Annotated in this window: 1 protein-coding gene; it reads right to left on the reverse strand. The window is 67.6% G+C overall.

The window, feature by feature from the left end:
* The coding region (locus tag D1614_RS28280; protein WP_241558162.1) for a 3-hydroxybutyrate oligomer hydrolase family protein at positions 1-623 on the reverse strand (623 nt) is incomplete at both ends.

Below are 623 nucleotides of genomic sequence, written 5' to 3' on the forward strand. Positions count from 1 at the left end.
CTTGCCCTGCAGGTTGCCGGTACGCAGCGTCTGCCGGATGCCGGCCTGCAGCGATTGCGAAGCCGCATCGGCGCCCGTCAGCAGGTTGCGCAGGCACAGCGCGCCATCGAGGTTGGCGGCTTGCGTGCCGGTGGAGTCGACCGACTGGTTGCTCCGCGTCGGGCCACCTTGGGCATTGTTGTTGACGAGCTGCACGCCGGAAGTGGGCGGAATGCCGTTGCCAACCGCCGCCATCTGCGCGAGCGCCGTGGCGCTCACTGCCGTCGGATGGAACGACGCGTCGGTTGCCGCGAAGCTCAATCCGCACAGGTTGTCGGTCACGCTGGCGCGCGAGAGTGCGTTGCCAAAGGTGGTCGCCACCGATGGGTCGATCTCGTAGAACGACATCGACGCATGCACGAGATCCGACTCGGGCTCCCAACCATAGGCACGCATCTTCTGCAGGGCTTCGTCGGCCTGCGCAGCCGCCGTGGTGGACGTCAGCAACCCGGCCGCCTTGAGCGCGGCGCAGCGGTTGGCCTGCGCGCCTGCCGGGAACGTCGTGAGGCTTCCAAAGAATGCCTGTGCCGGCGCAGTGGCAACGCTGGCAGACGATGCCGCGCAGAGCCGGAACACATTGGCGT

This window comes from Maribellus luteus, from assembly GCF_003576475.1.
GTDB lineage: Bacteria > Bacteroidota > Bacteroidia > Bacteroidales > Prolixibacteraceae > Draconibacterium > Draconibacterium luteum.